25 protein-coding genes and 1 pseudogene are annotated in these 23,301 nt (G+C 43.9%); 15 read left to right on the top strand and 11 right to left on the bottom strand.

Annotated elements, in window-relative coordinates; all coding sequences use genetic code 11:
• Positions 1-6 precede the first annotated feature (6 nt).
• The 9 genes from ccoO (at position 7) to uspE (ending at position 7,559) form a co-directional block, all read left to right on the top strand.
• Positions 7-627 carry a cytochrome-c oxidase, cbb3-type subunit II gene (ccoO, locus tag ATG66_RS12255; RefSeq protein ID WP_098415561.1) on the top strand — a complete coding sequence of 207 codons (621 nt, stop codon included), beginning with the start codon at positions 7-9 and terminating at the stop codon, positions 625-627.
• A 9-nt stretch (positions 628-636) separates the two neighbouring features.
• On the top strand, positions 637-810 hold the full coding sequence (locus ATG66_RS12250; RefSeq protein ID WP_005429887.1) for a cbb3-type cytochrome oxidase subunit 3: 174 nt from the start codon (positions 637-639) through the stop codon (positions 808-810).
• The gene (gene ccoP / locus ATG66_RS12245) at positions 810-1,784 is read left to right on the top strand and encodes a cytochrome-c oxidase, cbb3-type subunit III (RefSeq protein ID WP_098415560.1); all 975 of its coding nucleotides are present in this window, start codon (positions 810-812) and stop codon (positions 1,782-1,784) included. Before ATG66_RS12250 ends, ccoP begins: the two co-directional genes overlap by 1 nt.
• A gap of 93 nt (positions 1,785-1,877) precedes the next feature.
• Positions 1,878-2,354 (top strand): FixH family protein, encoded by a 477-nt coding sequence (locus ATG66_RS12240; protein WP_098415559.1) that lies wholly within the window; start codon positions 1,878-1,880, stop codon positions 2,352-2,354.
• Positions 2,355-2,363: 9 nt separating this feature from the next.
• The gene (locus ATG66_RS12235; protein WP_098415558.1) at positions 2,364-4,727 is read left to right on the top strand and encodes a heavy metal translocating P-type ATPase; all 2,364 of its coding nucleotides are present in this window, start codon (positions 2,364-2,366) and stop codon (positions 4,725-4,727) included.
• Positions 4,728-4,742: 15 nt separating this feature from the next.
• The gene (gene ccoS, locus ATG66_RS12230; protein ID WP_098415557.1) at positions 4,743-4,907 is read left to right on the top strand and encodes a cbb3-type cytochrome oxidase assembly protein CcoS; all 165 of its coding nucleotides are present in this window, start codon (positions 4,743-4,745) and stop codon (positions 4,905-4,907) included.
• A 9-nt stretch (positions 4,908-4,916) separates the two neighbouring features.
• On the top strand, positions 4,917-5,594 hold the full coding sequence (locus ATG66_RS12225; RefSeq protein ID WP_098415556.1) for a sulfite exporter TauE/SafE family protein: 678 nt from the start codon (positions 4,917-4,919) through the stop codon (positions 5,592-5,594).
• A gap of 90 nt (positions 5,595-5,684) precedes the next feature.
• On the top strand, positions 5,685-6,431 hold the full coding sequence (locus ATG66_RS12220) for an FNR family transcription factor (protein WP_098415555.1): 747 nt from the start codon (positions 5,685-5,687) through the stop codon (positions 6,429-6,431).
• A gap of 180 nt (positions 6,432-6,611) precedes the next feature.
• On the top strand, positions 6,612-7,559 hold the full coding sequence (gene uspE, locus ATG66_RS12215; protein WP_098415913.1) for a universal stress protein UspE: 948 nt from the start codon (positions 6,612-6,614) through the stop codon (positions 7,557-7,559).
• Between the two features lie 130 nt (positions 7,560-7,689).
• On the opposite strand, the gene ttcA is transcribed toward uspE, so the two are convergent.
• From ttcA to ATG66_RS12195, 4 genes are all read right to left on the bottom strand, one after another.
• Positions 7,690-8,583, bottom strand: coding sequence for a tRNA 2-thiocytidine(32) synthetase TtcA (gene ttcA, locus ATG66_RS12210; RefSeq protein WP_098415554.1), 894 nt, complete (start codon positions 8,581-8,583; stop codon positions 7,690-7,692).
• 219 nt (positions 8,584-8,802) lie between these two features.
• A complete protein-coding gene (locus ATG66_RS12205) occupies positions 8,803-9,465 on the bottom strand; it encodes a DUF2987 domain-containing protein (RefSeq protein ID WP_098415553.1) in 663 nt (220 codons plus the stop codon).
• A gap of 13 nt (positions 9,466-9,478) precedes the next feature.
• Positions 9,479-10,315, bottom strand: coding sequence for a glucosaminidase domain-containing protein (locus ATG66_RS12200; protein WP_098415552.1), 837 nt, complete (start codon positions 10,313-10,315; stop codon positions 9,479-9,481).
• Positions 10,308-11,105, bottom strand: a complete 798-nt coding sequence (locus tag ATG66_RS12195; RefSeq protein WP_098415551.1) for a hypothetical protein — start codon at positions 11,103-11,105, stop codon at positions 10,308-10,310. Before ATG66_RS12195 ends, ATG66_RS12200 begins: the two co-directional genes overlap by 8 nt.
• A 399-nt stretch (positions 11,106-11,504) precedes the next feature.
• Here ATG66_RS12195 and potA point away from each other — a divergent pair, with 399 nt between their 5' ends.
• The 5 genes and pseudogenes from potA to ATG66_RS12170 all read left to right on the top strand — a co-directional run bounded on the left by potA (position 11,505) and on the right by ATG66_RS12170 (position 16,295).
• Entirely contained in the window at positions 11,505-12,620 is a 1,116-nt protein-coding gene (gene potA / locus ATG66_RS12190; RefSeq protein ID WP_257145736.1) for a spermidine/putrescine ABC transporter ATP-binding protein PotA, read from the top strand.
• A complete protein-coding gene (potB, locus tag ATG66_RS12185; protein ID WP_098415550.1) occupies positions 12,601-13,461 on the top strand; it encodes a spermidine/putrescine ABC transporter permease PotB in 861 nt (286 codons plus the stop codon). Before potA ends, potB begins: the two co-directional genes overlap by 20 nt.
• Positions 13,461-14,231, top strand: coding sequence for a spermidine/putrescine ABC transporter permease PotC (potC, locus tag ATG66_RS12180; protein ID WP_098415549.1), 771 nt, complete (start codon positions 13,461-13,463; stop codon positions 14,229-14,231). Before potB ends, potC begins: the two co-directional genes overlap by 1 nt.
• Before the next feature lie 117 nt (positions 14,232-14,348).
• Positions 14,349-15,025: pseudogene (locus ATG66_RS12175) on the top strand (extracellular solute-binding protein); the annotation flags it as partial.
• A gap of 232 nt (positions 15,026-15,257) precedes the next feature.
• Positions 15,258-16,295, top strand: a complete 1,038-nt coding sequence (locus ATG66_RS12170) for an extracellular solute-binding protein (protein WP_098415548.1) — start codon at positions 15,258-15,260, stop codon at positions 16,293-16,295.
• Between the two features lie 88 nt (positions 16,296-16,383).
• Here the strand turns inward: ATG66_RS12170 and cobB are convergent, their stop codons facing one another.
• On the bottom strand, positions 16,384-17,115 hold the full coding sequence (cobB, locus tag ATG66_RS12165) for a Sir2 family NAD+-dependent deacetylase (protein ID WP_098415547.1): 732 nt from the start codon (positions 17,113-17,115) through the stop codon (positions 16,384-16,386).
• 120 nt (positions 17,116-17,235) lie between these two features.
• Between cobB and ATG66_RS20830 the strand changes: the two genes are divergently transcribed.
• Positions 17,236-17,409 (top strand): hypothetical protein, encoded by a 174-nt coding sequence (locus tag ATG66_RS20830; protein WP_179885650.1) that lies wholly within the window; start codon positions 17,236-17,238, stop codon positions 17,407-17,409.
• A gap of 76 nt (positions 17,410-17,485) precedes the next feature.
• On the opposite strand, the gene ATG66_RS12160 is transcribed toward ATG66_RS20830, so the two are convergent.
• The 6 genes from ATG66_RS12160 to ATG66_RS12135 all read right to left on the bottom strand — a co-directional run bounded on the left by ATG66_RS12160 (position 17,486) and on the right by ATG66_RS12135 (position 23,291).
• Entirely contained in the window at positions 17,486-17,902 is a 417-nt protein-coding gene (locus ATG66_RS12160; protein WP_098415546.1) for a hypothetical protein, read from the bottom strand.
• On the bottom strand, positions 17,886-18,938 hold the full coding sequence (locus tag ATG66_RS12155; RefSeq protein ID WP_098415545.1) for a formate dehydrogenase subunit gamma: 1,053 nt from the start codon (positions 18,936-18,938) through the stop codon (positions 17,886-17,888). The genes ATG66_RS12160 and ATG66_RS12155 overlap by 17 nt, the downstream gene beginning before the upstream one ends.
• Before the next feature lie 14 nt (positions 18,939-18,952).
• Positions 18,953-19,561, bottom strand: a complete 609-nt coding sequence (gene fdh3B, locus ATG66_RS12150; protein ID WP_098415544.1) for a formate dehydrogenase FDH3 subunit beta — start codon at positions 19,559-19,561, stop codon at positions 18,953-18,955.
• Between the two features lie 11 nt (positions 19,562-19,572).
• Positions 19,573-22,428, bottom strand: a complete 2,856-nt coding sequence (locus tag ATG66_RS12145) for a formate dehydrogenase subunit alpha (RefSeq protein ID WP_098415543.1) — start codon at positions 22,426-22,428, stop codon at positions 19,573-19,575.
• Between the two features lie 10 nt (positions 22,429-22,438).
• The gene (locus ATG66_RS12140; protein WP_098415542.1) at positions 22,439-22,639 is read right to left on the bottom strand and encodes a twin-arginine translocation signal domain-containing protein; all 201 of its coding nucleotides are present in this window, start codon (positions 22,637-22,639) and stop codon (positions 22,439-22,441) included.
• 70 nt (positions 22,640-22,709) lie between these two features.
• Positions 22,710-23,291, bottom strand: a complete 582-nt coding sequence (locus ATG66_RS12135; RefSeq protein WP_179885685.1) for a TorD/DmsD family molecular chaperone — start codon at positions 23,289-23,291, stop codon at positions 22,710-22,712.
• Positions 23,292-23,301 lie beyond the last annotated feature (10 nt).

The raw sequence follows: 23,301 nt of genomic DNA, 5'->3' as shown, positions 1-23,301 counted from the left end.
TTAAGAATGAGTAATAATTCTAATAATCGCCATGAAATTCTAGAACGTAATGTCGGTTTGTTGGCTATTTTTATTGTTTTTGCTATCAGTTGGGGTGCGCTAGTAGAAATCACTCCGCTGATTTTCCAAAAGCAAACAACAGAGAGCGTAGAGAATTTACGTGTCTACACTCCTCTGGAAATGGAAGGTCGTGATATCTACATCCGTGAAGGTTGTAACGTATGTCACAGCCAAATGGTTCGCCCTTTCCGTTCAGAAACGGAGCGTTACGGTCATTACTCGGTAGCGGGTGAAAGTGTTTGGGAACACCCATTCCTGTGGGGCTCTAAACGTACAGGTCCGGATTTAGCTCGTGTTGGTGGTCGTTATTCTGATGAATGGCACCGCGTTCACCTGCTTGATCCACGAGAACTCGTACCAGAATCAAACATGCCAGGTTTCCCTTGGTTGGCTGAAAACGTACTAGATGGCAAGCTGACGCAGAAGAAACTTGAGGTGTTCCGCGACCAATTCGGCGTCCCATACAAAGATGAACAGATCGCGAATGCGGCTAAAGAAGTAGAAGGTAAAACAGAGATGGATGCAATCATCGCTTATCTTCAGTCTCTTGGTCATGCAATGAAGTAAGGGGGTAATATGGATTTCGGTACAATTCATAGCATTTATACCGTTGTGCTCTTTGCTAGTTTTATCGGCATTGTATGGTGGGCATTCGGTAAAAAACGTAAAGCACGTTTTGAGGAAGATGCCAACTTGGTATTTGCTGACGAAGAACAAACGACCCCAAATAACCAAGGAGTGAAGAAGTAATGACTACATTCTGGAGTCTCTGGATTATCGTGATTACTGTCGGTACGTTAGTGGGCTGTGCGATCCTCCTGACTTGGTGCGCTAAAGATAAAATGGGCGTCGAGGAAGGGGATGACATGGGCCACGAGTACGATGGTATTCGCGAGCTAAACAACCCTCTACCAAAATGGTGGACCTACCTTTTCGTGAGCACGTTTGTGTTTGCAGCGGTATACCTCGCTCTATTTCCAGGCTTAGGAAACTTCAAAGGTTTCTTGAACTGGCAAAGTTCGGCTCAAACAGTACGTTCACTGGAAGAGTCAAAAGAAGCGATCGCTCAAGCACAAGAGAACAAGCAATTAAACCAATACGCAAAGGAACTGGATGACGCAGAGGCCTACTTTGGCGAAGCATTCCGTAAGCTTGCCCATAATGATGATGGATTGCGCTCAATACCTGAAATTGCGCAAGATCCAGAAGCTTTGAAGGTTGGTCAGCGTCTGTTCTTACAAAACTGTTCTCAGTGTCACGGCTCTGATGCTCGTGGTCAAAAAGGGTTCCCTAATCTGACTGACGATGCTTGGCTATATGGCGGTGAGCCAACAGCCATCGTCACTACCATTATGGATGGCCGAGTTGGTCAAATGCCTGCGTGGAAAGATGCGCTTGGTGAGCAAGGTGTGCGCGAAGTTGTAAGTTACACACTGAGCCTTTCTGGCCGTAAAGTGAACGCACGTGAAGCAGCGGCAGGTAAATCGCGCTTTGTCGTGTGTGCAGCTTGTCACGGTACGGACGGTAAAGGTAACCCAGCAGTAGGTGCCCCTGACTTAACAGATCAGAATTGGCTATTTGGTGATTCACGTGCAGCCGTAACTGAAACGGTAATGAATGGTCGTTCTGGTGTTATGCCTGCGTGGCAAGACATTTTAGGTGAGGATAAAGTTCAGCTCGTTGCCTCTTATGTCTGGAGTTTAAGTAACTCCGAGAATCAGTAACATATCAATAAATACCAGCCCCTATGCAAGGGGCTGTCTTTCCTTTAGATTTAGAACCTTACATTTTTTCATTTAGCTGTTGAGAACATTTTTATGGTAAAGCCTTGGTATAAACAATTTTGGCCGTGGTTCCTAATCATTCTTCCTCTTACTGTTGTAGTATGGACGGTGGTTACTGTGATCGTATTTTCGAATAATTCCGTTTCTCTCGTTGCCGAGGATTACTATAAAAAAGGCAAAGGTATCAACATTGACATTAGCAAAATGAATGTTGCTCGTGACCTCGGTCTTAACGCTAATATCTTTTCAGAAAATAACGACGTGGTGATCGCTTTCTCCAAGGGTAAGCTGACTCACTACCCTGCTCTAAATGCAACATTTACCCATCGCACCCTTCCAAACCGAGACTTTACAAAGCTGGTGACGGCAGATGCTTCAGGTAACTACCGACTCACCGCAAAAGAGTCTATCCAAGGCCCGTGGTTTATAGAGCTTCAGCCCCATGACAGACAATGGATGATCCAAGGTAAAGTCGAATTCCCGGCCGTCTCAACACCATTAATGAAGTAAGTAAAGTCTATGTGTAAATCCTGTTATCACTGTGGTGACGATGTACCAGAAAACACGGATTTTAAAGTTGAGATACTCGGTGAAACACGGGACATGTGTTGCCCTGGCTGTGAGACCGTCGCGCAGACTATCGTAGACAGTGGTCTCACCTCTTATTACCAGTACCGCACGGCACCCGCAGAAAAAGCGGACTTAGTCCCAGAGCAACTTCAAGCGCTTATTCATTACGATAATGAAGACTTGCAATCAGAGTTTGTTCGTAATCGAGACAACACCTCGGAAGTGACCCTCTCTTTGGACGGAGTATCCTGTGCTGCCTGTGCTTGGTTGATTGAGAAGCAAGTTTCGAGTGTGGAAGGTCTTGTTTCGATTCGTGTGAATACGACAACAAACCGCGCATTGCTTGCTTGGGATAAAACTCAAGTTCGACTAAGTGAGTTACTCTCGGTGATCCATAAGCTTGGTTATAAAGCCGCACCATTTGAAGCCGATAAGCAAGAAGCGTCTTATCATCGTATGATGAAGCAATACCTCTACCGATTAGGTATTGCGGGTCTGGCTACGATGCAAGTAATGATGCTTGCCGTCGCTTTATATCTCGAAGTATTTGGCGATTTAGAGCCTGAGTTTAAAAACTACTTTCGTTGGGTAAGCTTGATATTTGCCACGCCTGTTCTGCTCTATTCTGCTATGCCCTTTTACTTAAACGCTTGGCGCAGCATAAAAGGCAGAACTTTGGGTATGGATGTACCTGTCTCTGTTGCCTTAATTTTTGCTTACGTTGCCAGTTTATTTGCTACCGTTACAGAGCAAGGCGAAGTATTCTTTGAATCAATTTCCATGTTCACCTTCTTCCTTTTAGTTGGCCGATTTTTAGAAATGCGCGCTCGACGTAAAGCAGCGGCGGCAAGTGGAAACCTATTAAAGCTAATTCCAGCTATCGCGACAACGTTAGACGGAGAGCAAATCCCAGTTAAAACATTAAAAGTTGGCGATCGAATTCGCGTTCTTCCGGGAGAGCATATTCCCGCGGATGGTCACGTCCTTTCCGGTCGAATTCATATTGATGAATCCATGTTAACTGGTGAATCAGTCCATGTGGTCAAAAGAGAGGGAGATGCGGTTTACGCAGGAACACTCAATGGTGATGAATCCTTTGAGCTTGAAGTCATGAGCTCTAAAGCTGATTCGATGATTTCCAACATTGTACGCCTACAGGATGAAGCCCAACATTCCAAGCCAAAAATCGCTGAGATTGCAGACGTTGTTGCGCGCTACTTTGTAGGAGCTATTCTAATCATTTCTGCAGGGACTTGGCTTTATTGGCATCAGACAAAACCAGATGATGCATTCTGGATTATGTTATCTGTTCTCGTCGCGACCTGTCCTTGTGCTCTTTCCTTGGCAACACCTACGGCTTTAACATGCGCAGCATCCCGTATGGGGAACTTTGGCATTTTACTGCGAAAAGGCCATGTCTTTGAAACCTTATGTAAGATCAATCACTTAGTTGTAGATAAAACAGGTACTCTAACGAAAGGCGATATTGAGATCTGTGATACAAAAGTGCTGAGTGATCTTCCAAAAGAAGATTGTCTATCTCTAGCCGCAGCATTAGAAGCCCATGCTAACCATCCTATCGCTCGTTCTTTTGCAAGTTACGTCAATGATGACTTTGTCGTGTCTGAAGTACAAAACGTGATTGGTTCAGGGATTGAGGGAATATGGAATGGCAAAATCGTTAAGATAGGCAGTGCTGCTTTTGTTCAAGGCAAAGAAAGTGATGAAAGTCATGCGGTTTATCTTTCAGTTGATGGAGAGCATGTCGCTAGCTTTTACTACCGCGACCCAATCCGAAAAGAAAGTAAGGCCTTTATTCAACGTTTCGCTGACGCAGGAATTAAGACAACACTGCTAACAGGTGACTCTCTCTCAAACGCCCGACCTGTGGCGAATGAAATTGGTATCGCTCACGTCGTTGCGTCAGCAAAACCAGAAGACAAACTCGCGTTTCTTAAGAGCCTAGATAAAGACAGCATCACGATGATGGTTGGAGACGGTATCAACGATGCACCTACTCTAGCCGGTGCTCACCTTTCTGTGGCAATGGGCGGTGGTACAGATGTCGCTAAAGCTTCTGCTGATATGACGTTACTTGGGGATAATCTCGAAAAGCTACTAGAGGCACGCTTGCTTGCACTACGTACAAGAAAGATTATTCGAGAAAACTTGGCTTGGTCTTTGGGTTACAACCTGTTAATTTTGCCTTTAGCGGTTACTGGTTTGGTCGCTCCCTATGTTGCAGTAGTCGGCATGTCTGCAAGCTCAATTATCGTCGTATCCAACTCTTTGCGCCTACTCAAAGAGAAATAAGTAGAGAAAGCAAATATGGAAAGCCTTTATATTTTAATTCCTATCGCGATTATTCTTGTCTGCGTTGCTGGAGCTGTCTTTATTTGGGCGGTACGAAGTGATCAGTTTGAAGATCTTGAGCGACAAGGACATAACATTTTGCTCGATGAAGAAGAAAAACCTGATAATACTAAAAGATAGCCAGATTATATGAATCCTGATTTCATCGGTGCTTTGATGGTTGGCCTCGTTGGTGCTGGTCATTGCATGGGAATGTGTGGCGGTATCGCGTCATTGCTCTCCATGGGTGCCCCAAAAAGTAAGTTCTCTTCTCTTATTCCTCTATTTTACAACATGGGTCGGCTGGCCAGTTACGTCTTAATCGGCGGGCTAGTAGGCGGCACCATCTCTAGTTTGTCTGAACTCAGCGGACTTACCCAGTCTCTGGCTTGGTTACGATTTGTTGCTGCCCTATTTATGATTATGGTTGCACTTTATATTGCTAAGTGGTGGCAAGGTTTACTGATTATCGAGAAAGCTGGCCAGTATATATGGAAGTTTATTTCTCCTGCAGGCAAAAATTTGTTGCCATTACAACATCCTTTTCATGCATTACCGTTCGGCTTTATCTGGGGATGGCTACCATGTGGATTAGTATACTCTGCACTTACATGGTCGGCAGTCTCTGGAAGTGCTACTGACGGCGGCTTAATCATGCTGGCTTTTGGCCTCGGTACCCTTCCAGCTATGCTTGCGATTGGCTTCGGTGCGAGTTATTTCCAGAAATTACAAAAGTCGTTAATATTTCGAAATATTTCTGCATTAATCCTCATTGGCTACGGCTTTTACACCGCGGTAGGGGCCATGGAGTTACTCGGTTTCATATAACGTGAAACGCTTTAGAAGCGATATTTTTGCTATCCTTTGGGATTAAGCGATGCTAAAATATTGATGTATATCAAATAGTGAAAGGTTGTTATGATTTCTGAAAAACCTGCAACAAAGCGTGTCCAATCAGGCGGTTGCGCGATTCATTGCCAAGATTGTAGCATTAGTCAGCTGTGTATCCCATTCACTCTGAATGAGTCTGAACTTGACCAGTTGGACCAAATCATCGAGCGTAAAAAGCCTATCCAAAAAGGACAAGAGCTTTTTAAAGCTGGAGATGAGCTTAAATCTCTGTACGCTATTCGCTCAGGTACCATTAAGAGTTATACGATTACAGAGCAAGGCGATGAGCAAATCACAGCGTTTCACTTAGCTGGTGACCTAGTCGGCTTCGACGCTATTACTGGGGACTCCCACCCTAGCTTTGCTCAAGCACTTGAAACGTCGATGGTATGTGAAATTCCCTATGAGATCCTAGATGACTTATCAGGAAAAATGCCTAAGCTGCGTCAGCAAATTATGCGCTTGATGAGTAATGAGATTAAAGGTGACCAAGAAATGATTCTGCTTCTTTCTAAGAAGAATGCCGAAGAACGTCTCGCCGCTTTCCTCTATAACTTATCCACTCGTTTTTCTCAGCGTGGCTTTAGCCCTCGAGAATTTCGCTTAACCATGACTCGTGGTGATATCGGTAATTATCTAGGCTTAACGGTAGAAACCATTAGCCGACTGTTAGGCCGTTTCCAGAAGTCCGAGATTTTAAGTGTAAAAGGTAAATATATCACTATCTTAGACCATGACTCATTAATGGAATTAGCTGGTGTAACCAAAGAATAAGTAACGCTATTTATTGATGTGGCTCGAAAATGAGCCACATCATATTTCTTATAAATTCCCTGCAAAAGTCCTCTAAAATTTCCCCAAACTAAGCTACAGTAAGAATGTACAGTGAGTACCCCAAAATACTGATTTGATTTATATTCAGTAGTTGGTTTTGCAATATAAATGGGCTTAGCTATGAGCATATACAGTAAGATTCTTGTTGTTGCTGACATCAATAGTGATGAGCAACCAGCACTTGCAAGAGCCGTCCAATTGGCTCAAAAAAGTGTATCCAGAAGCCGAATCACTTTCTTTTTATCCATTTACGATTTCTCGTACGATATGACGTCAATGCTGTCTATCGATGAGAGAGATGCTATGCGTCGAGGGGTTATCCATCAACGTGAACAGTGGATGCGTAAGATTGCTCAACCGTATCTAAATGATAGCTTCGACTTTGATGTGTGCGTTGTATGGCACAACCGCCCTTACGAAGCAATTATTGCTGAAGTTTATGCTGGCCATCACGACCTCGTCATCAAAGGGACGCGTAAGCACGACGTTCTTGAGTCCGTGATTTTCACGCCAACAGACTGGCACTTATTACGCAAATGCCCTATCCCAGTGCTTCTGATTAAAAATGCAGATTGGCCTGAACACGCGAATATTCTTGCTTCTGTTCATGTGGGATCGGAAAACTCAACTCACATTGATCTCAATGACGCGATGGTAGAACGATTAAAAGAGATGACTAGCCGACTTTATGCCGAGCCATATCTTGTTAATGCATATCCTGTAACTCCGGCAAACATCACAATAGAGTTACCCGAGTTTGATCCAACAACTTACACTGACGCAGTCCGTGGACATCACTTAACGGCAATGAAGGCTTTACGCCAAAAACACGGCTTAGATGAAGAGCAAACCATTGTCGAGCAAGGACTGCCAGAAGATATCATCCCTGCGGCGGCTGAGCGCTTAAATGCGGCAATGGTTATTTTAGGAACAACGGGGCGAACAGGTCTGTCTGCTGTCTTTATTGGTAACACCGCAGAACATGTCATTGATAAAATCAATTGTGACGTTTTAGCATTGAAACCAAAGGGCTACATTAGTCCGCTAGACCCTAATACTGCAACCTAACCAATTAGCACAAGCCTAATATTCATAAAAATCCCCCAATAATTAAAGAGCAACTAACTATTGAGGGGCTTTTTTAAGATTTAGCAGTTAAAGGAGCCCATTCGGCCTCCTTTTTTGTTGAAGCTTATCGTTAGATATTAGTCACGTCGATAAACATTGACTCATCAATGTTCGTTGAAGAAACAACAGCTTCATTGAACTGATACTCTTCACGCTCACCGTCACGATCCAATGGTAAGTTTACAAAATCGAACAAGTCACGATCTGCTAATTGGCTTGGACTTACATTTTGAATTGACTTGAAAATCGCCTCAACACGACCTGGTGTCTTCTTGTCCCATTCAATTAACATAGCCTTAATCGATTGACGCTGTAAGTTTTCTTGTGATCCACAGAGGTTACAAGGAATGATTGGGAAATCTTTATGTTCTGCGTATTTGATCAGATCTTTTTCACGACAATAAGTCAGAGGACGAATAACCACGTTGCGGCCATCATCAGAACGTAACTTTGGGGGCATTGCTTTTAAGCGAGAGCCGTGGAACATATTTAAAAACATGGTCTCTACGATGTCATCCATGTGGTGACCGAGTGCTAATTTAGTTGCACCAATCTTTTCTGCGAACGAATAAAGCGTACCACGACGTAGGCGTGAACACAGACCACAAGTGGTTTTACCTTCTGGCACCTTCTCTTTGACGACTGAATAGGTGTCCTTATCGACGATGTAGTAAGGAATGTTCAACGTTTCAAAGTAATCGGGCAAAATATGTTCTGGGAACCCTGGTTGTTTTTGGTCAAGGTTAACGGCAACAACTTCAAACTTAATTGGAGCGGCTTTTTGAAGATTCAATAGGATATCAAGCATCGCAAATGAATCTTTACCACCACTTATACATGCCATGACCACATCACCTTCTTCGATCATGTTGTAATCAGTAATGGCATTCCCAACATTTCTTCTCAGACGCTTTTGAAGTTTGTTGAATTCAAGGGTTTCTTTTCTTGGATCTTTTTGGTTCATTGCGGGCTCTCAAATCGCCGATAAATCGACGGTAGGACTTCCTAACGTGGTTTCTTTGGGGCGTGGATTATACGAGCTTTTACAACAGGATTAAATGCTTGCTTGATAGTTAGGTAATAAAAATATATTGAACAAACAGAAGTGTGTTGTTAAGTATCATTTAGTAGTTAGATACAAAAAGAGCTGCGAAAAAGCAGCTCTCACCATACGAAAGAAAGTTTATTGCTTCGCATCTGGTAAGTAAGGCAGAACTCTCATTGTAGGTTCTGGTAATGTCATCATCCCACCTACACCAATTTCACTTAAAGCCACTTGTATTTTACCATTTACTATCGGTTTTTCAGTTCCATCAGAGAAAATCACTTTCGCGTTGAGTCTATTTGCAAATTCCATCGTTACGCCTTGGACTTCAGGAGTAAACCAATCAGCGAACATACCTCCGAGGTCTTCCAGCATTGTCTGCATTTGAGGCATGATAGAAGAAAGCTGCTCGTACGATACATTACCCAGTAACGGTTCTTTCGTCATCACAACAAGAGAATAATCACAACGTGTACCTGTTGGGGTATCCACAAAAACCAACGGATTCGCTGATTTAAGGTTCTTGTCAACGGGTAAAGGAAGTTCTTGTGAAGCCGGAATTACAAGTTCTTCATAGTGCTCTTCTTTTTCCATCCACGCTTTTTCGATCGTACAGATCTGTTGGGTTTGTGAGTCGACAAAAAACACACCCACTTTAACGTCCTCGTGGCCTTCTTTAGTATTATTTTTGAGCTGAGTGTATAGCTTTGAGTACGTGAACATGTACTCTTGAGCTTGGGTTATTGGCGATACAAGTATTAGCGCCGCACTTCCCAATAGACTTAGGCTTAACTTTTTCATTTTATCCGTTATTTTATTGTGTCCAGTAGGCGTTATTATGACGAATCATAGCGCGAAGATCGTGTACATAAGCAATGCCACGTTCAGAATACGCTAGCAATCCATGAGTTAACTCTGACGCCGTTGCGACCGATAACAGGTCTTTGTTCTTTTCGGCTAGAGAAGCTCTGATTTCACGCAGTTCAGCATACGCTGGGTTTCGATTGACATTCATAAAGTAGCCATGAACCGACTGCTGTACAGAATCGAATTTTTTAACTTCATGAACTTTGCCAGCGCCACGTTGCGCAGGAACAATTCCACAGCCCTGCTTATAACACCATTGACCAAACAAGTTGTTCGCTTGAGTAGCAAAACGAGAAGTGCCCCACGCAGATTCATTTGCTGCTTGAGTTAGAACCAATGCTTCTGGTAAGACATTCACTCGCACAAGCATTTCATCCAGCCACGCTTGATCAACCTTGTTGTCGCTCAAAGGCAAAGAATACAGAGCCGCTAATCGCTGTGCGTACTCTTCTTGTTCTTGAGTGATTCTCCCTAGCTTTAAAGAGGTAAGAAACGTTCGTTCATGACGAATTCGTTGATTCTCAATTGCTATCTTAGGTCTTAAGAAATCAAAAAACGCCGCTTTTTTCTCTTTGGTGTCTTTTATTGCGTTGAAGTCAGGGATATCACCAATGTATGGCAAATGAGACAAATCGACATGCTTAATTGTCTCGGACAGCACATCAGGATTCTCAACATATTTAAACTGTTGCTCGTAGTGTAAATACGGACCTATGGAAATGAAAGTGACGGCTATGCAGGTCGCCGCCAATCGTAAACTCATTAATTTTAAAGATTTAGGCATCAAACACCTTTGAATCACCGTCGTGATCATTGTCATTTTTCTGTGCTGCTACGATCTTGAGCTTAATACCAAACATTTCGCGATAAAGCACCCCTTTTAAATGGAAAAAGAACGGCAACACAAAAATCAAACCAATACCGTAGAACATAGCTGCCACAATAAACATCAACATCACACCCAAGAAAAGCCCTGCAACAACAAAAATCTTCTTGTTGATAGCACGAAGCGAAAGCAATAAGGCTTGCATTGGGGGAATTCTTTTCTCACAAATTAACAAGATAGAATGACTAAATGCTAAAGATAGGTATAAGGATAATGGCGGTAAAATCATACCCACGACCCCTTGGAGCATTAAACTCATCAATGTGGCTAAAATGACTGGAATCGTAAATTGTAACCCTTTACCAACGTGACGTAACTTGGTTTTTAACCCAGCCACATGGCTCATCGCCATCAAACTGATGCCCGCATAGATAGGGGCACTGATAACCTCATAGCTAAAGTTCGCGACATAAATAGCTGACACGATATCGCTTGTGAAAGACTCAGGATTTTCTATCGCGTCCAAAATAATACTTGGGTCGCCGAGCTGTAGTTGTAATGCAATGTAGAAAATCCCTAACTGGACAAAAAGCAGTACAATAATGGCGGGAGAAAATGATAAAAAGTGTTGAATCGTTGCTCGCCAAGCCTCACTGAAAACAGCACCTGCTTTCAGTTCGTAGTCGCCAGACAAAGCTCGTTCGACACTCCCCCCAAGATTGAAATCTTTCTCAAAATCGTCGTTCATATATTATCCAAGATTAACTTGTGAAATTTTTACTGGAATACCAGTCAATTAATTTGACCATCATTATAAAGAAATCTTTCCTCGTCTAACATCCATAACTCACACCCTACCCTTGCAATCTCTACTATGTGCTTGATAATTGACCACTCAGTAGGTATGAAATTAGAAACAATTGTTGAATAAAGCGTAACACTATCAAACAGAGCTTAAATACCAATTAATCTTATAAAACAGTATGGTAAGGAATAATTACTTTTTCCTGCAAAATTTTTTCTGTTTCAAGATGAGAAAACTCTTTAATTTCACAACTTTGGTGATTATGATGCGCGCCTCAAAGTGAATGGCTAGTGTCACATCAGTGGGAATAAGCCCAACTTGAACGTGGGGGAAATACAGACGTTGAACGCAAAACCGCAAGCAGGAAAACCAGTTATTCGTTTATCTGGTATTAGTAAAAGTTTCGATGGAAAGGAAATCATCGGTAATTTAAATCTGGATGTTAATCATGGCGAATTTCTGACCATTCTTGGCCCTTCTGGTTGTGGTAAAACAACAGTTTTACGCATGATCGCAGGGTTTGAAACGGCAGATAACGGTCAAATCATTTTGGATGACCAAAATGTAACACAGGTTCCTGCTGAACAAAGGCACGTCAACACCGTATTTCAAAGTTACGCACTGTTTCCACACATGACCGTATTTGACAATGTCGCTTTTGGTCTTCGTATGCAGAAAACGCCTGCCGCAGAAATTGAACCAAGAGTAATGGAAGCATTACGCATGGTTCGTCTCGAGAAAATGGCCCAGCGTAAGCCGCATCAACTTTCTGGTGGGCAACAGCAGCGTATCGCAATTGCACGTGCGGTCGTTAACAAGCCAAAAGTGCTGCTGCTCGACGAATCGCTCTCTGCGCTGGATTACAAACTACGTAAGCAAATGCAGATCGAATTAAAGCAACTTCAGCGTCAACTTGGTATTACCTTCATCTTTGTAACACACGATCAAGAAGAAGCCTTATCGATGTCAGACCGCATTATCGTGATGCGTGATGGCGTTATCGAACAAGATGGCTCTCCGCGTGAGATTTACGAAGAACCTAAGAACCTGTTTGTTGCTCGCTTTATTGGTGAGATCAACGTGTTCAATGCAACCATGCTAGAGCGCATCGATGACAAACGCATCCGCGCAGAAATTGAAGGTGTTGAATCCGTCGTTTACTACGATAAGGAAGCACAGAAAGACGACAAACTACAAGTACTACTTCGCCCTGAAGACTTACGTATTGAAGAGATTAAAGAATCTGAAGAGAAAGGCATTGTAGGTCACGTAACTGAGCGTACTTATAAAGGTATGACGTTAGACTCTGTCATTCAATTAGATTCAGGTATGCGTGTAATGGTGAGTGAGTTCTTTAACGAAGATGATCCAGATGTGGACCACTCACTCGGCCAGAAAGTCGCTATTACTTGGGTTGAAAGCTGGGAGGTGGTACTCAATGATAAGCAAGAAGATTAATCTTCAGAACGCGATCATTGCCGTCGTAGTGGGTTGGCTAACACTATTCGTGTTGGTTCCAAATCTAATGATTATCGGTACCAGTTTCTTAACGCGTGATGAAGCAAACTTAATCGAAATGACATTCACTTTCGACAACTACCTGCGTCTGTTAGACCCATTATATGCGAAAGTGCTGATGCACTCGTTCTACATGGCAATTGTGGCAACCCTGTTCTGCTTAGTGATTGGCTATCCATTTGCCTACATCGTAGCCAAAATGCCTGAAAGATGGCGTCCATTTATGTTGTTTTTGGTGATCGTACCATTTTGGACGAACTCTTTGATTCGAACTTACGGACTAAAGATTGTTCTAGGCACACAGGGCATTTTGAACAAGTCGCTGATGGCAATGGAAATCATCGATAAGCCGATGCGTATTATGTACAGCGAAACGGCGGTAATGATTGGCCTTGTGTATATTTTGCTTCCATTTATGATTCTGCCGCTTTACTCAGCGATTGAGAAGTTAGACAACACATACATCGAGGCGGCAAAAGATCTCGGAGCAAACAAGTTCCAAACGATAACCAGAGTGATTTTGCCTTTAACAATGCCTGGTATTATCGGTGGCTGCTTATTAGTTCTTCTGCCTGCTTTGGGGATGTTCTACATTTCTGACCTTCTAGGCGGCGCGAAGAACTTATTGATCGGTAACGTAATTAAGAGCCAAGTATTGAATGCACGTGACTGGCCATTTGGGGCAGCGACGAGTATCGCCCTCACCTTTGCAATGGCGGTAATGCTGTACGCTTACTATCGAGCAGGCAAGTTGTTGAATAAAAAAGTGGAGCTAAACTAATGGGACGCACAGTTAGATTTAGCTTTATGGCGTTGGTTTATGCATTTTTGTATCTACCAATCGTTGTACTAATCGTAAACTCATTTAACGCTAATAAATTTGGTATGAAATGGGGCGGTTTCACCACCAAATGGTATGAAACCTTAGTCAACAACGACAGCTTAATGCAGGCGGCATGGCACTCATTGAACGTGGCGGTGTTTTCAGCGACAGCGGCAACCATCATTGGTAGCTTAACCGCTGTTGCCCTATTCCGTTACTCGTTCAAAGGTAAAGGGGCAGTAAACGGTATGCTGTTTGTCGTAATGATGTCTCCAGATATCGTCATGGCGATTTCATTACTTGCTCTGTTCCTAGTCTTAGGCGCACAGCTAGGCTTCTTTACTCTATTAATTGCTCACATCACCTTCTGTTTGCCATTCGTCGTGGTAACCGTATACAGCCGCTTAAATGGCTTCGATGTGAAGATGTTAGAAGCAGCAAAAGATCTTGGCGCAAGTGAATGGATTATCTTGAAACAGATTATCCTTCCTCTTGCAAAACCAGCAGTTGCGGCAGGTTGGCTGCTTAGCTTTACCCTGTCTCTGGACGACGTAATTATTAGTTCGTTCGTAACAGGTCCAACGTATGAAATCCTACCATTGAAAATTTACTCGATGGTTAAGGTGGGTATTTCACCGGAAGTGAATGCTCTTGCAACGGTCATGTTGGTGGTTTCTTTAATTCTTGTCGTAATTTCTCAGTTGCTCGCAAGAGAAAAAGTAAAGTAAAACCCATATCCGTTAACATCACGAAACAGAATGGTTACATACCATTCTGTTTTTCTATCTACCGTCCAAAATGATTTGGACAACGTTTGGTTTGGAGCTAACGTCAATGAAAAAATGGGCTACTCTATTCCACACGTTGTTGCGATTACAGGTCTAGCGATTAACGCAGATATGTACGATCCAAACAACTTCCAAAGCTGGGCAGCTCTATATCTATATCTATGGAAGCCCGAGCTTGAAGGCCAAGTAATGCTGATGGACGACACTCGCGAAGTCTTCCACATCGCTCTGCGTAAACTTGGCTATTCAGGCAACTCAAAAGACCCTAACCAAATTGATGAAGCGTACGCTGAGCTACAAAAGTTGATGCCAACGTTCTAGTTTTTAACTCTGATAATCCTGGCGCACCTTACATGTCTGGTGAAGTGGGCGTTGGTATGCTTTGAAACGGCAGCGCTGCAGCTGCTCAAAATGAAGGCCTGAACCTTAAACTCGTATTTCCTAAAGAAGGTGGTATCGGTTGGGTTGATAACTTTACTATCTCTTCCGGTGCGAAAAATGTAGAAGCGGCACATAAAATGATCGACTTTCTACTGCGGCCTGAAATTGAAGAGCAAATCTCTCGTGATACTGGCTATCTAACGGCCGTGGCGGAATCGAACGCTAAGTTTAAAGAGGTTGCACCACTATTCCCTGTTCAAGAAGACCTTGATCGAGTTGAATGGCAAGATGCGGTTGGTGACCTAACCGTCAAGTACGAAGATTACTTCCTGAAGCTGAAAGCGGGACAATAAGCTTACATAACAAGCCATCGACTGAAAGAAAATAGGTAGCAATACGCTGCCTATTTTTGTAATTGGCTGATATAATTGTACGTTGTTAGGTTTGTTTGGCTCTATTATCTCATAACGATTAGATAACCGTGTTCGAGCTAAATAAACAGATTTGTGCTTAATGCGATTTGGCTCAACTTGATAACTACCACTAGTATTGATTTATCCAATCGCGAAACAAAACGGAAAACAAATGAAAAGTAAATTCTACGCAAGCGCTCTATGTGCAGCGACGCTCATCGCTCCCCCTGCAATAGCTGCTGATCAAGAACTGTATTTCTACAACTGGTCGGAATACATTCCAAACGAAGTTCTTGAAGACTTTACAAAAGAAACTGGAATTAAAGTTATTTACTCTACATACGAATCTAACGAGAGTATGTACGCAAAACTGAAAACCCAAGGTTCTGGCTACGACTTGGTAGTACCGTCTACCTATTTCGTCTCTAAAATGCGTAAAGAAGGCATGCTGCAAAAGCTCGATAAAGAGAAACTGTCTCACTTTTCCGAACTTGATACTAATTTCCTAAATAAACCGTTTGACCCAAATAATAACTATTCTATTCCTTATATTTGGGGTGCGACCGGTATTGGTATCAATGCAGATATGCTAGACACGTCGACTGTGACTAAATGGGATGATTTCTGGGATAGTAAGTGGGAAGGTCAACTAATGCTAATGGATGACTCTCGTGAAGTCTTTCACATCGCATTGACTAAGCTTGGTTACTCTCCGAACACGACGAACCCAGACGAAATCAAAGCGGCGTACGAAGAATTGAAGAAGTTAATGCCAAACGTTTTGGTATTTAACTCAGACTTCCCAGCAAACCCATACTTAGCCGGTGAAGTTTCTCTTGGTATGTTGTGGAACGGCTCTGCATACATAGCTCGTCAAGAAGGCGCGAACATTGACATCATCTGGCCCGAAAAAGGCACTATCCTCTGGATGGATAGCCTTGCCATCCCTGCTGGCGCGAAGAACGCAGATGCCGCCCATAAGATGATCGACTTTCTACTACGTCCAGAGAACGCAGCGAAGATTGCTCTAGAGATTGGTTACCCTACTCCAGTTGGAACAGCGCATGACCTCCTCCCTAAGGAATTTGCTAACGATCCAAGCATCTTCCCACCACAAGAAGTGATGGACAACGGAACATGGCAAAACGAAGTTGGCGAAGCGAGCGTAATGTACGATGAGTACTTCCAAAAGCTAAAAGTGAACAACTAATTCGTTAGTTTTAAAGAGATGAAAAGCGGCTCATGAGCCGCTTTTTTGTTCTCATTTACAAGGCAAGCGCTCTCGCCTGTGGGACTTGTTACATCCTATCTTTTCCTTCTAGAGCCAATATCTCGTCAACTAATTTTGGCACCTCAATGCTCGCTTTTCCGTAGCGCTTTTCCTCAAACTCACTCTCTACTGCACTAGGCTCAAGGTTAATTTCAATCGTATGAGCACCATGCATTTTTGCATCATGAACAAACCCCGCCGCCGGATATACCACACCAGAAGTTCCTATGGAAATAAACAAATCTGCCTCTTCCAGCGCAGCGTAAATATCCCCCATTCTTAAAGGCATTTCTCCAAACCAAACAATGTGGGGTCTCATTTGAGAAGGCATCTGACAACAATGGCAAAGTTCGCCAGTTGCAATATCACCATTATGCTCAATGACCTGATTCGATTCACTGCATCGGGCTTTTAGAAGCTCACCGTGCATGTGAATTACATTCTGGCTGCCGCCTCTTTCGTGAAGGTTGTCTATATTTTGAGTGATTACCGTCACTTTGCCTTTTAATTCAGCCTCAAGGTGACCCAAGGCCTTATGTGCCGCATTCGGTGATATGGTTTCGTCTTGGAGTTTTTTACGACGTAGATTATAAAAGTTTTGAACAAGGTCCGGATCGCGAGCAAATCCTTCAGGTGTTGCCACATCTTCAATTCGGTGATTCTCCCAGAGACCATCTTGAGCACGAAATGTTTGAATACCAGATTCGGCAGAGATACCAGCCCCAGTAAGTACTACAATATTTCTATACGGGAAATTCATAACTTATCCTTGTCGTTCTTTTTCATTAGCTTAACACTGAAAGAATAGCAACAGTAGTAATATGGATTAGACTATGGTCGTAATGATCACGGTTAAAATTATATTTTTTGAGGAATCGCAATGAGAGAAGTATCTCTGGCGCTTATATTACTTACAACTTTAGCGGGTTGTCAGCTAACCAACGTTGAAGGCGAAATAGACGATGTAAAAGTAAAAGTCAGCACGAATGACGATAAACACCGAGGCAATGGTGACTTTTGTCCTCCAGGGCAAGCGAAGAAAGGAAATTGCTAGAAGAGCGGAGCAATGCCGCTCACTTTAAGTGAACGGCATAACCTCTTTAATGGCTATTTTAAGTAGTATAGATTAACTAAAGGTTTGGCCCTGTCGACGGTCTATGTGGCTGATTATGACGCAGCTGCTGCATACCTTGGAACATACGAATCAACCAAACAAAGATGGCTAAAGCCGCAAACAACATTCCAACCCAAGGGATGAAGTACGCGATGTTTTCAATCAACGTGTTTTGTACCCAATAGTCGCTAACTCCAATTAAAACACCGTTAGAAGTTGCAACCGTTACAATTAGCACGACAAAAAACGTCAAATAAAGAAAGAAAGTTCGAATCAAACCATAATAGTGAGAAATCACTACCTCGCTGTCTTCTCCCTTATCTAAACGGTAACCAGCATAGATAATTGCAATAACGCCTGAGACCAAAAACGTAAACGGGGTCAAACAGCTCAGGATGTACGCAATCCAAATCCCGTTATGATGTTTGTTCATTCGTTTTCGCTCCTTTCTCTGCAGCTGGTTTTGACTCAGCTTCGCCCATCGCTTCTTTAGACTTCACTTCTTCGTACCAAAGGTCATGGTGTTCTTTTGCCCATGTCTCATCAACTTCGCCGGTCACCATGCCTTCTAGCGCCCCTTCCATTCCGAACAAACCGATGTAGATATGGAAGACAAAGCCACAGATGAGAATTAGCGCTGAAATCGCATGAACTAGGTTCGACAGCTCCATATCACGGCGAGTTTGATCAAAAATGGGGAAGTCTAAAATCAAGCCGCTAATCGCAGCGATAATACCGAAGAAGATCAATAACCAATAGATTGCCTTCTCACCGCCATTTGAGAACCCCGCAGAGGGGTGTGTGCCTTTGTGCTTACCAACCATACCGCCCATTTTCATGAACCAACGTACGTCAGTCATGTTTGGAATTGACTTACGCCACCATTTCAGTAGAACAAGTATCAGTAAGACGAAGAACAACGGCCCCATATAATTGTGGTACTGTTTCGCCAACATGACAATAAAGCCCCAAAACTCGGTTGGAACATACGGTTTTAAGAAATGCTTACCGTAAACGAGCATCAAACCACTGAAGGCCAGCGTTAAAAAAGTAAACGCCATACTCCAGTGAAGAGCTCGATCCAAACGGGACCAACGCTTCACTTTTTTGCCAGTACGTGGCTTGCTTAGCATTAGCGGACCTACAAATACATAAGCCATAATTACCATTGCGATACTGCCGAAAATCGCGACAGCACCAGCAGGAGACATCCATTTTTCTTTAAGAATATACCAAGTTTCACCAGGTTTACTGATTAACACACCATGCTCTGGTGATTGTGATGTGGTATAGCCTTCTTGTCCCTCTCTGACTTGGCGCCAGTAATCTGCTCCTGCGAGCTGTGTCATCTCCTGTTGTACTACTTTAGAAGACTGCTCCTCTGCAGAAGCCTGCATTGCAAAAGTCAGAAGTAATGCCGTCATCATTGACAGCATTACTAGAGACGCACGTTTAAGCGTGTTTAACATGTGCCTCTCCCTACTTAGCTTTTCGTCGCATCGTAAGAAAGATCGTTACCGTCTGTCCAACCTGCGTTTTTCGCGCCGCGCTCAACAACACGTTGACGGAAAATGTCAGAGACCTTCTCTGCGTCACCGGCCAGTAATGCTTTTGTTGAGCATAGTGATGCACACATCGGTAATTTACCTTCTGCAATACGGTTCGCACCGTACTTTTGACGCTCTTCTTCAGAACCTGCTTCAGTTTCAGGACCGCCCGCGCAGAAGGTACACTTGTCCATTTTGCCGCGTTCACCAAATGCTTCTTGTTTAGGAAACTGAGGCGCACCAAACGGACAAGCAAACAAGCAGTAGCCACAACCGATACATAAGTCTTTGTTATGAAGTACGATGCCATCTTCTGTATACTCAAAACAGTCAGCCGGACAAACCGCCATACAAGGTGCATCCGTACAATGCATACACGCTACAGAGATCGAGTTCTCACCCGCTTCACCATCATTTAGCGTAACAACGCGACGACGTTGAATGCCCCATTCTAGCGCATCGTCGTTTTCGTTCTTACATGCAGTAACACAGCCGTTACACTCGATACAGCGTTTGGTGTCACATAGAAATTTCATTCGTGCCATGGTTAGACTCCTTACGCTTTACGAATGTTACATAGGGTTACTTTGGTTTCTTGCATTAAAGTAACCGGATCGTAACCGTAAGTGGTTGCCGTGTTGGCAGACTCCCCACTTACATACGGTTGTGTACCTTCTGGGTATTTAGAGCGAAGATCTTCACCCTCAAATTCACCGCCGAAGTGGAACGGAATGAATGCTAAACCAGGTTTAACACGACGTGTCACCATCGCTTTCACTCTAATACGGCCCTTCTCTGCACCTTCAACCCAAACATCGTCACCATCTCTAAAGCCAAGATCGTTCGCATCTTTCGGGTTCACCTCGACAAACATCTCTTGTTGAAGCTCAGCAAGCCAAGGGTTTGAACGGGTTTCATCTCCGCCACCTTCGTATTCAACCAAGCGTCCAGAAGTGAGAACAATTGGGTACTCACCAGACTTGTCTTGCTCTTGAATAGATTTGTATAGCGTAGGTACTCGGAAAATCGCCTCTTTGTCATCCCATGTAGGGTAGTCCGTGACAAGGTCACGCCTAGGCGTATAGAGTGGCTCACGGTGCAGTGGCACACGGTCTGGAAATGTCCAAACAATCGCACGCGCTTTCGCGTTACCAAATGGGATACAACCGTGCTTAATCGCTACACGTTGGATACCGCCAGAAAGGTCAGTTTTCCAGTTTTTTCCTTCAGCTGCCGATTTCTCTTCAGCGGTTAAATCATCCCACCAACCGAGCTGCTTAAGTAACTTGTCAGTGAATTCTGGGTAACCATCTTTGATTTCAGAGCCTTTTGAGTAACTGTCTTCCGCTAGCAGATTTTTACCTTCAAATTCCACACCAAAGCGCGTACGGAAGTTGCCACCACCTTCTGCCACCGTTTTAGAGGTGTCATAAAGAATGTGAGTGCCTGGGTGTTTCATTTCAGGTGTCCCCCAACACGGCCAAGGTAAACCGTAGGTTTCACCGTTAACAGGCCCCCCCTCTGCTGCTAGCGTAGTGTTGTGGAATGTATGCCAGTTTTGTTGATGCGCTTTTAGACGCTCAGGGCTTTGACCGGTGTAACCAATCGTCCACATACCGTTGTTGAACTCGCGAGTGAGATCTTCAATCAAAGGTTGGTTGTTTTCTACACGGATGTTTTTGAACAACAAGTCTGAGTAACCCAGCTTTTTTGACAATAGATACATGATTTCATGATCTGGTTTTGACTCAAACAAAGGTTCGACAACCTGATCACGCCATTGCAGAGAACGGTTAGATGCCGTCACGCTCCCGTAAGTCTCAAACTGAGTCGTTGCAGGAAGCAAGTAAACATTATCGGTACGATCGCTCATTACCGCGGCCACTGTTGGGTAAGGATCGACAATCACCATCATGTCGAGTTTCTGCATCGCTTTTTTCATCTCAACACCACGTGTCTGAGAGTTCACAGCGTGACCCCAGTAAAACATGGCGCGAATGTTTTCACGCTGACGAATGTTATCTTTGTTTTCTAAAACACCATCCACCCAACGAGAGACTGGAATACCGGCGCTGTGCATTGGTTTTTGACCACTGTAAGCGGTATCATCAAAACGACCTTTCACCCACTCGTAATCAACTTCCCACACTTTTGACCAGTGGCGCCAAGCGCCTTCAGAAAGGCCGTAGTAACCAGGAAGCGTATCAGACAATACGCCAAGGTCTGTTGCGCCTTGTACGTTATCATGACCACGGAAGATGTTCGCACCGCCACCGGATTTACCGATGTTACCCAGAGCAAGTTCAAGTACGCAGTAAGCACGTGTGTTGTTGTTACCTGTGGTGTGCTGAGTCCCCCCCATACACCAAACAATACAGCCCGGACGGTTTTCAGAAAGCAGTTTTGCTGTTTGGTAAACGTCTTCTTCGCTTACGCCTGTTACGCGCTCAACTTCTGCTGGCGTCCATTTCACAACCTCAGCACGGATTTCATCCATACCAAAAACACGTTGGCGAATGAACTCTTTATCTTCCCACTGGTTTTCGAAAATGTGCCACAACACACCCCAAATGAACGCCACGTCAGAGCCAGGACGAAGAGAAACATAGTGATCGGATTTTGCCGCCGTACGAGTACGACGAGGATCCGCGACTACGATCTTACAATTGTTCTTCTCTTTCGCGATCAGAATGTGCTGCATCGCTACTGGGTGCGCCTCTGCAGGGTTAGAACCAATGAACAGCATCGACTTACAGTTGTGCATGTCATTGAAAGAGTTAGTCATCGCACCGTAACCCCAAGTGTTCGCGACACCCGCCACTGTTGTTGAGTGACAAATACGCGCTTGGTGGTCAACGTTGTTAGTCCCCCAAAGTGATGCCATTTTGCGGAACAAATACGCTTGCTCATTGCTGTGCTTCGCACTACCCAAGAAGTAAACTGAATCAGGACCAGACTCTTTACGAATGTCCATCACCTTGTTACCGATCTCTTCAATGGCTTGATCCCAAGAAAGTTTTTTCCACTTACCATTTTCAAGCTTCATTGGGTATTTAAGACGACGCTCACCGTGGCCATGCTCACGCAGTGCTGCGCCTTTTGCACAGTGACCACCAGCGTTAAATGGGTGGTCGAAGGCAGGTTCTTGACCCGTCCAAACCCCATTTTGAACTTCTGCGTAGATCCCACAACCCACCGAACAGTGAGAACAGATAGTACGTTTTACTTCTGTTTTCGCTTCTGGATCGACCGATTTCGCTTGCGCTTTTTTCATCATGCCCGGTGCGAATAGACTAGCACCAACCACGGCGCCACCAGCGGCAAGCGAAGTGTTTTTCATGAATGCACGACGAGAAACGCCAAGCTGATTCGTTTCTTTGCTCACACTGTCGGAGCGTTTGATAAGTTTCATCCGTTATCTCCTAAAGTGTGTCGTAGTAATCACGAATGTGCTGAGTTTCGCGATACCCTGTCTTCTTCATGTCTTTTGTAGAAGGCTCAACCTTTTCTGAAGCGACGGCCACTTTCGTGGTACCCGCAACAACAGCACCAGCAACGGCAGCCGTTGTAAAGCCTTTGAGGAGGTCTCTACGGCTTGTGTTTATTTCTTTATTATTCATCATTGCTTCCTTACCTTACGGTAGATCTGTGGAGACTTATGCCTCTCTATCGATATGACCAAGTACTACCCGATTACTCGTAATCTGTGACGTTTTTCACATCAATTTTTAATTTGCTTTTACTACTTTTGGTATTCACGCTGAAGCGCACTTGTTCTAAGGTTAAAAATGCCTCGCAAAGTTGCGCGGCTGGCTTATAAAAATTCACACTTTCCGCGCTCTCTAGCTGACGAGTAAAAGATTGGAACCAAGGCGCGATGTGTTTGTTAAACACGGCTTGTTGTAATGTCTCTTCCTCGTCTGTCAGCATCGCCATTACTTCACAGAGAGCCGATATATGGTCTTCAGGCTCTTTCACGTTTTCTGCACGTTCAATGCCAAGCAGTTCTAGATCTCGACGAATTTCCGCTAACGGTTTTTCCATCATCGAGCCAGTACGATGCCAAGAACCAAATGGCACCACTTCTCCACGACCGATACCAATGAAGAGTTCTTGATACTCGTCTTCAACCGCTTCACGATTTGCTTCATTCGCCGCTTGTTGCAGCGCGAGCCACGCTTTTTGCATGGCGCTTTCGGAGGATTCAATTTCAAGTAACTTTAAGAATCCAAGCTCGTCCTCACTGGGCGCGCTCCGAAAAAGTGTAGAAAGCATGAGATAAATT

Origin of the sequence: Vibrio sp. ES.051 (assembly GCF_002563795.1) — a bacterium.
Classification (GTDB): Bacteria; Pseudomonadota; Gammaproteobacteria; order Enterobacterales; family Vibrionaceae; genus Vibrio.
Note: the sequence above shows the minus strand (reverse complement) of the source record. Positions and strands in the feature narration are given on the sequence as shown.